Origin of the sequence: Bacillus sp. AY2-1 (assembly GCF_008368965.1) — a bacterium.
Lineage (GTDB): Bacteria > Bacillota > Bacilli > Bacillales > Bacillaceae_G > Bacillus_A > Bacillus_A thuringiensis_S.
Genome location: NZ_QPEL01000240.1, coordinates 1 through 6,698, shown reverse-complemented (window position 1 = coordinate 6,698; position 6,698 = coordinate 1). Strand labels below are relative to the sequence as shown.

Below are 6,698 nucleotides of genomic sequence, written 5' to 3'. Positions count from 1 at the left end.
CGTATACATATCGTCCTTTAAATTATAAATCTTTCATAAAGCGGAGAGTGGGTATCAAGAATGGAATTACGTCATTTAGAGTATTTTATTCAAGTTTGTAATAATAATAGTTTCACTAAAGCTGCGGAAGTTCTAGGTATTTCACAGCCGACTTTAAGTCAACAAATCCGTGTTTTAGAAGGGGAACTTGATACACCCTTGTTTCATCGAGTTGGAAGAGGTATCAAAATGACAGAAGCGGGTAAGCTGCTATTTGATAAAGGAAAATTTATCATGCAACAATTTGATGACGTGTATAATGAAATTTTTGAATTAAAGGGTGTAAAAAGAGGTGTGATTACTATAGGAGGTTTATTAGAGGATCTCACTTATTTAACACCTTATATTATGAAGTTTCAACAACATTATCCCAACATTGTAGTAAAGATTATAGAATCCGAAGTTGCTGTAAATCAAATCGTTGACAAAAATATTGATTTCGGGATTACACGTAGTGCTCAAATTCCAGACATATTAACAAGCACCCTTTTGTATAGTGAAGAGCTCGTCCTTGTAATTCCAAAAAATCATCCTTTGAATGAAAAATCATTTGTTTCTTTTCGAGAATTAGTAGGGCTGAGTAGAATAATGGTTTCATGTAGTTGTCGTGAATCTATTAAGATATATTGTGAGAGTTTAGGGTTATCTTTATCTGAAGCAAATATAGAAACAAAATCTTCTATTTCTCTATTGAGCCTTGTATACAATGGACATGGGGTTGCCATAATACCTCTTTCACTGGTTAACTTTGTTAATAATGATACTTTGAGCATAGTTCGTATTACTGATCCAACACCAAGCCAAGATATTAATCTTATTCACTTTGATGATAAATTTTTAAGTTTTGCAGCACGTATCTTTATGCAGAAGTTAAATGATTCGCAAAAAGTATCAGTGTAATAGAAATAATAATGATTCTAGTGTAACAATTGAAAAATTAAGATCTATATTAAAGTCAAAGGGCAGTGGATTTATATGTGTGGTGTAGTCGATCAAGAGGGGGATACCATTGACTTTTAATTAAGGAAAAAAGGACAGACTTTGCAAGGAGAGAAGGCTATCAAAAACAAGTTAAGTTAATCAATCAATTCTTCGGTCTTATCGCATAGTAACACATTCCATGTAGGGATATACAATGCTATTTCGAATCTACATACCCTTATTGCAGAAAGAAAACCACCGGCATTATACCGGTGGTTTTGACTTAGAAAGCAAAGCAAGTACAACCGATACCCCATGTAGTTCCATCTTTTCCTATTACGGTATGAGTGTGTTGATGGAGAGGGTTACTGCAACTATGTAACTTGTTATCATGGGAATCGTGGGAAAGTATAGTGTTGGCTAGGTTAGCACCACCATAACCATAAACGCCCGTCGGTGACCAATCAGGTGATGCTGGCGGCAATTCAGGTGATAAATTTTTAAATTCATCATTTCCATAAACAACCTGCCCACCCATAATGGTGAGTAATGATTCAAGGTTTTTGATTTCTTCTTCTGGCACAGTAAAGTAGTCAGCAGACAATACAGCAAGATCAGCAAACTGACCTACTGCCAGGGTTCCCTTTTTACCTTCATCATCAGAGAACCACGCACTTCCTTTTGAATATAATTCCAGGGCTACTTTTCTATCAAGTTTATTTTTTTCATCGTATATGGAAAGCCCACCAATGGTTTTTCCGGCAACCATCCAGTAAAGGGCAACCCAAGGGTTATAGCTGGAAACCCTAGTTGCATCACTACCGGCGCCAACAGGTATACCAAGGTCTAACATACGATAAATCGGAGGAGTACGCTTTGCAGCTTCCTTTCCGTATAAATCAACAAAGTATTCACCTTGAAAAGCCATGCGGTCTTGGATGGCAATACCGCCATTTAAAGCCTTAACACGTTCCATACTACGATCTGAGATTGTTTCTGCATGGTCAAACCACCATCGTAGACCATTAAAAGGAATTTCACTGTTAACTTCCTCAAATACATTTAAGAAACGTGTGATTGACTCATCATAAGTTGCATGTAAACGGAAGGGCCAACGGTTTTCCACCAATAGAGAAATTACTTTCTTTAAGTCAGCTTCCATCATCGTAGCTAGTTCAGGCCGTGGCATTTGAAATTTTTCAAAATCGGCTGCTGAGAATACTAACATCTCTCCGGCACCATTCATTTTATACTTATCACTTCCTTGACCTGGAGAAACAATTTTTGCCCATGAAGCAAAGTCTTCATATTCATGATTTGGATTTTGCGTAAATAGATTATAAGCAATACGCAAAGTTAATTGTTCCTTCTCGGCTAAATGTTCAACAACTTTGTAATCATCCGGATAATTTTGGAATCCACCACCTGCGTCAATAGCACTTGTAATACCTAATCTATTTAATTCGCGCATAAAATGGCGAGTTGAGTTAATCTGGTCGTCAAAATTAAGTACTGGTGCTTTACCCAAACTTGAATAAAGAATAGAAGCGTTAGGATTCGCAATTAAAAGGCCTGTTGGATTACCTCGTTTATCCCGCTCAATTAAGCAGCCTGGAGGGTCTGGTGTATCTTTCGTATATCCCAGTGCATGCAGCCCTGCACGATTTACAAGTGCTCTATCGTAAAGATGTAGCACAAAGACAGGAGTGTGTTCAGAAACGGCATTAATTTCTTCCAAAGTTGGCAACCGTCTCTCTTTAAATTGAAATTCAGACCAACCTCCAACTACTCTTACCCACTGAGGAGCAGGTGTACGCCTTGCCTGTTCTTTGAGCATTTCTAGAGCAATAAAAAGTGATGGCACGCCTTCCCAACGTAATTCCATATTATAATGTAGACCACCACGAATAACGTGTATATGAGAGTCATTCAGGCCTGGAATAGCTCTCTTTCTTTTAAGGTCTATTTTCTTTGTTTTTTCCGTGGCACTATTAAGAAGCTCATCTCCACCTACTGCAGTGACTAAACCATCAGTTATGGCGATAGCAGATACCTCAGGTTGAGAAGGGTCAAGGGTAGTAATTTTTCCGTTATATAAGATCATATCCGGTAAAGTCATGTTCACACCTCGTCTACTTTCTATTATTTTGTAACCATGGATGAAATAATTTACCGAAAATCGGCATGACTACCCATGATAGCAAGGACACTATACATACAGAAACAAAAAAAGCTGACATAATAGGATTCATATGTTTTATAATAGGTCCTATCAATTTAGGAGCTAACATGCTAAGAGGCCATACACCCAAAAGGGTAACGATAGACATTTTCCATTTTGGCGGTGGAACTGGCGTTTTCGGAGTAACAAACCAATAAGCCAAACTGCTTTCAGTTTTGTAAGTTGGATTAGTGGCTTGAAATTGCTCGGCCGTTTTTAACAAATCCCGGCGAACATCTGATTCTTGCCAAGCACGTAGATGCTCATACGTATCAAAGCGAAAAATAACAGTATACTCTCTGGATTCGTTACTTGGGACTATTAGATTTACACCTAAATGTCCTGGGAATTTAGTAGCCGCAGCCTCAATTTCATGTCTCCATGTTTCAAACTGTTTTTCTTTACCCTGTTGAATTTCCCATGTAACAATCGTTGTTACTGGATTAGCAGCATCCATTGTGTTCTCTGTATGAGTCTCTTCGACAGCTACTCCTTCTAGTTTCATATTTTTCTGCTTGGAAGCGCGCCGTGAACCATAGTATATGCGTATTCTACACCTTGACCATAAGCGCCAGTGTGTTCTTTTACAATCTCCATTACAGCATCATAAGTGTCTTTGTGTGCCCAATCACGTTGGTATTCAAGTAAAACTTGAATTGCTGTCACTGGAATTGCACCAGCTTGTTCTACACGACGCATAGCAGCGTTATGTGCTGTCAAACTAGTACCACCTGAAGCATCATCAACTGCATACACCTCATAGCCAGCTTTAATTGCTTCAAGCACAGGGAATGCAAGGCAAACTTCAGTCCAAAGTGCTGCAAATATTAATTTCTTTCTACCTGTTGCTTTAACTGCTTCAACAAATTTTGGATCTTCCCAAGAATTCATTGAACTGCGTTCTATAATTTCATGGTTTGGGAATATGTCAAGAATTTGCGGCCAAAAATAACCAGAAAAGCTGCGTGTTTCAACTGTAGTAAGAATAGTAGGTACGTTAAAAGTTTTTGCTGATTTAGCAAGCAGCATAACGTTATTAATCAATGTTTGTCTATCAATACTTGCAACTCCAAAAGTCATTTGAGGCTGAAAATCAATCAAAATTAAGGCACTGTTCTCCGGATTTAACAATTCTAAATTACTCATAATAAAACGCTCCTTTTTTAATTGTTTAAAATCAATATTATTGAAAATAATGTTTTTTCTGTTAATTAAAAAGAGAGTGCTGATTTAATCAGCACTAAATGTATACTATCCATTTTTTAAAAAGTGATTTAAAGCTATTTCCTTGAAATACATTTATGCATTTTGTTTACTAAGATCTCGCTGTGCGCCCATATAGCTTCCAATTATATTTTGATAGCCTGGAAGATTGCTAGCAAGCAAATTGCCAAAACCTTCGACATCGTTGCGCCAATCGCGTTGTAATTCGCAAGCTACGCTAAACCAGTTCATAAGTTGCACACCACTATGTGCCATACGAGTATTTGCAGCATCTGCAACTTGTTTATTGAAAGTACCTGAAGCATCAGTAACAGCAAATACTTCATATCCAGCTTTTATAGCGGAAAGTGCAGGGAAAGCAACACAAACGTCCGTAACTACGCCGGCGATGATAATTTGCTTTTTTCCAGTTTCTTCGATTGCTTTTACAAAATCATCATTATCCCATGCGTTAATTTGTCCAGGTCGAGCTATTTTTGGTGCATGAGGAAAGAGATCAACCAATTCTTGCATTAAAGGTCCGTTAGGTCCGTTTTCAAAACTTGTTGTTAAAATAACTGGTAAATCAAAAAACTTAGCAGTATGAGCAAGAGCTAAAACATTGTTCTTGAATTCATCAACACCATAGTCACGTACTAGTCCGGACATAAGACCAGTTTGATGATCTACTAAAAGCACGACAGCATCATCTTTGTTAATACGAGAATAGAGATCAGTCATTATGTATTCCTCCTAAAAATTAAGTAATCGAAGAAAGTTTAAATAGTCGAATACTATCATAAGTTTCTTCGTTTATAACTAAGCTGACCAATAATATTGGTTATAGCAGCATTCACAGAACATGAAGTGCTATACAAATTTATAGTATTTGAAAACTGATTCATTAATCAATTCTAAATTATCTATAATTTGTATAGGTCGTAACTATAGTTGTTTTCACTATAAAATAGATTGGTTTTACCTATACATCCTATAGATAGAACAATATTGATAGTCACCTATTTTTGTTATTACAATTGAATATGAGTAATGTTCAGTAATTATTTTATGATGAAAAAGGTATTAGAGGGGGGATTGTTCCAAACGGAGAAAAAATGCATTGGAACAATAGAGTTTCATACTTAGAGTTCACAACATAAACGTGCATGAATAGCTTATGAGATTCATCCGAATTATTGAAGAAAAGGATACATATTAAAGGAGGTAGGAGAATGGCAAAAATTACTGTAGGAACCGAAAATCAAGCACCAATTGAGATATATTATGAGGATCATGGTATAGGAAAACCAGTTGTACTCATTCATGGTTGGCCGTTAAGTGGTCGATCTTGGGAATATCAAGTTCCCGCTCTTGTTGAGGCTGGATACAGAGTTATAACATATGATCGTCGAGGCTTTGGAAAATCATCTCAGCCGTGGGAAGGGTATGAATATGATACCTTTACTTCTGATTTACATCAACTATTAGAACATTTAGAGCTTCAAAATGTCACACTTGTTGGTTTTTCTATGGGGGGAGGCGAAGTAGCCCGGTATATTGGGAAATATGGAACCCATAGAATAGAGAAGGCTGTATTTGCCGGAGCTGTACCACCATTCCTTTACAAGTCAGCAGATCATCCTGAGGGTGTATTAGATGATGTAGCAATTCAAGGATTTGAAAATGGAGTGAAAAGTGATCGCATAGCATTCCTTGATGAGTTTACGAAAGGTTTTTTTGCTGCTGGAGATCGAACTGACTTAGTTAGTGAACCATTTCGACTTTACAATAGGGATATCGCTGCGGGTGCATCACCTAAAGGAACATTAGATTGTATCGCTGCTTTCAGCAAAACAGACTTCAGAAGCGATTTAGCCAAGATTAATATACCTACCCTTGTCATTCATGGTGATTCAGATGCAACTGTACCATATGAATATAGTGGGAAATTAACACATGAAGCAATTCCTAATTCTAAAGTAGCATTAATAAAGGGTGGTCCACATGGGCTCAATGCAACGCATGCTAAAGAATTTAATGAAGCACTCCTATCATTTTTAAAGGACTGATTACAACTATATAATTGTTAATTGAGACATTATAAATAAGTTAAAATAAAGCTTTATAAAAGATGCTCTTGGATAAATCCAGGAGCATCTTTTTAAATATTGATATTGAGATGTTAGGTTAATAAATCGCCATTAGTTTTGGATTGAATATTCTTCTTAACAGCTAAAATGTATTGATTAGAGTTTTTTAGATTTCTTAGAAGTATTGTTATATTACTATCAAGATAATATTTCTTCCTCAAAAC

At 36.7% G+C, this 6,698-nt stretch carries 6 protein-coding genes; 2 read left to right on the top strand and 4 right to left on the bottom strand.

Going from position 1 to position 6,698, the window contains the following annotated elements; translation table 11 throughout:
* The first annotated feature begins 60 nt into the window (after positions 1–60).
* Positions 61–939 (top strand): LysR family transcriptional regulator, encoded by an 879-nt coding sequence (locus DN403_RS29650; protein ID WP_000423185.1) that lies wholly within the window; start codon positions 61–63, stop codon positions 937–939.
* Between the two features lie 304 nt (positions 940–1,243).
* Here DN403_RS29650 and DN403_RS29645 read toward each other — a convergent pair whose 3' ends face one another.
* The 4 genes from DN403_RS29645 to ycaC all read right to left on the bottom strand — a co-directional run bounded on the left by DN403_RS29645 (position 1,244) and on the right by ycaC (position 5,125).
* Positions 1,244–3,079, bottom strand: coding sequence for an amidohydrolase (locus tag DN403_RS29645; RefSeq protein WP_000174494.1), 1,836 nt, complete (start codon positions 3,077–3,079; stop codon positions 1,244–1,246).
* Positions 3,080–3,092: 13 nt separating this feature from the next.
* On the bottom strand, positions 3,093–3,686 hold the full coding sequence (locus tag DN403_RS29640) for an antibiotic biosynthesis monooxygenase (RefSeq protein WP_133963746.1): 594 nt from the start codon (positions 3,684–3,686) through the stop codon (positions 3,093–3,095).
* Positions 3,683–4,327 carry a hydrolase gene (locus tag DN403_RS29635; protein ID WP_000067162.1) on the bottom strand — a complete coding sequence of 215 codons (645 nt, stop codon included), beginning with the start codon at positions 4,325–4,327 and terminating at the stop codon, positions 3,683–3,685. The genes DN403_RS29640 and DN403_RS29635 overlap by 4 nt, the downstream gene beginning before the upstream one ends.
* A 153-nt stretch (positions 4,328–4,480) precedes the next feature.
* Positions 4,481–5,125, bottom strand: a complete 645-nt coding sequence (gene ycaC, locus DN403_RS29630) for an isochorismate family cysteine hydrolase YcaC (protein WP_000131212.1) — start codon at positions 5,123–5,125, stop codon at positions 4,481–4,483.
* Positions 5,126–5,616: 491 nt separating this feature from the next.
* Between ycaC and DN403_RS29625 the strand changes: the two genes are divergently transcribed.
* A complete protein-coding gene (locus DN403_RS29625; RefSeq protein ID WP_001074304.1) occupies positions 5,617–6,453 on the top strand; it encodes an alpha/beta fold hydrolase in 837 nt (278 codons plus the stop codon).
* The last annotated feature ends 245 nt before the right edge of the window (positions 6,454–6,698 follow it).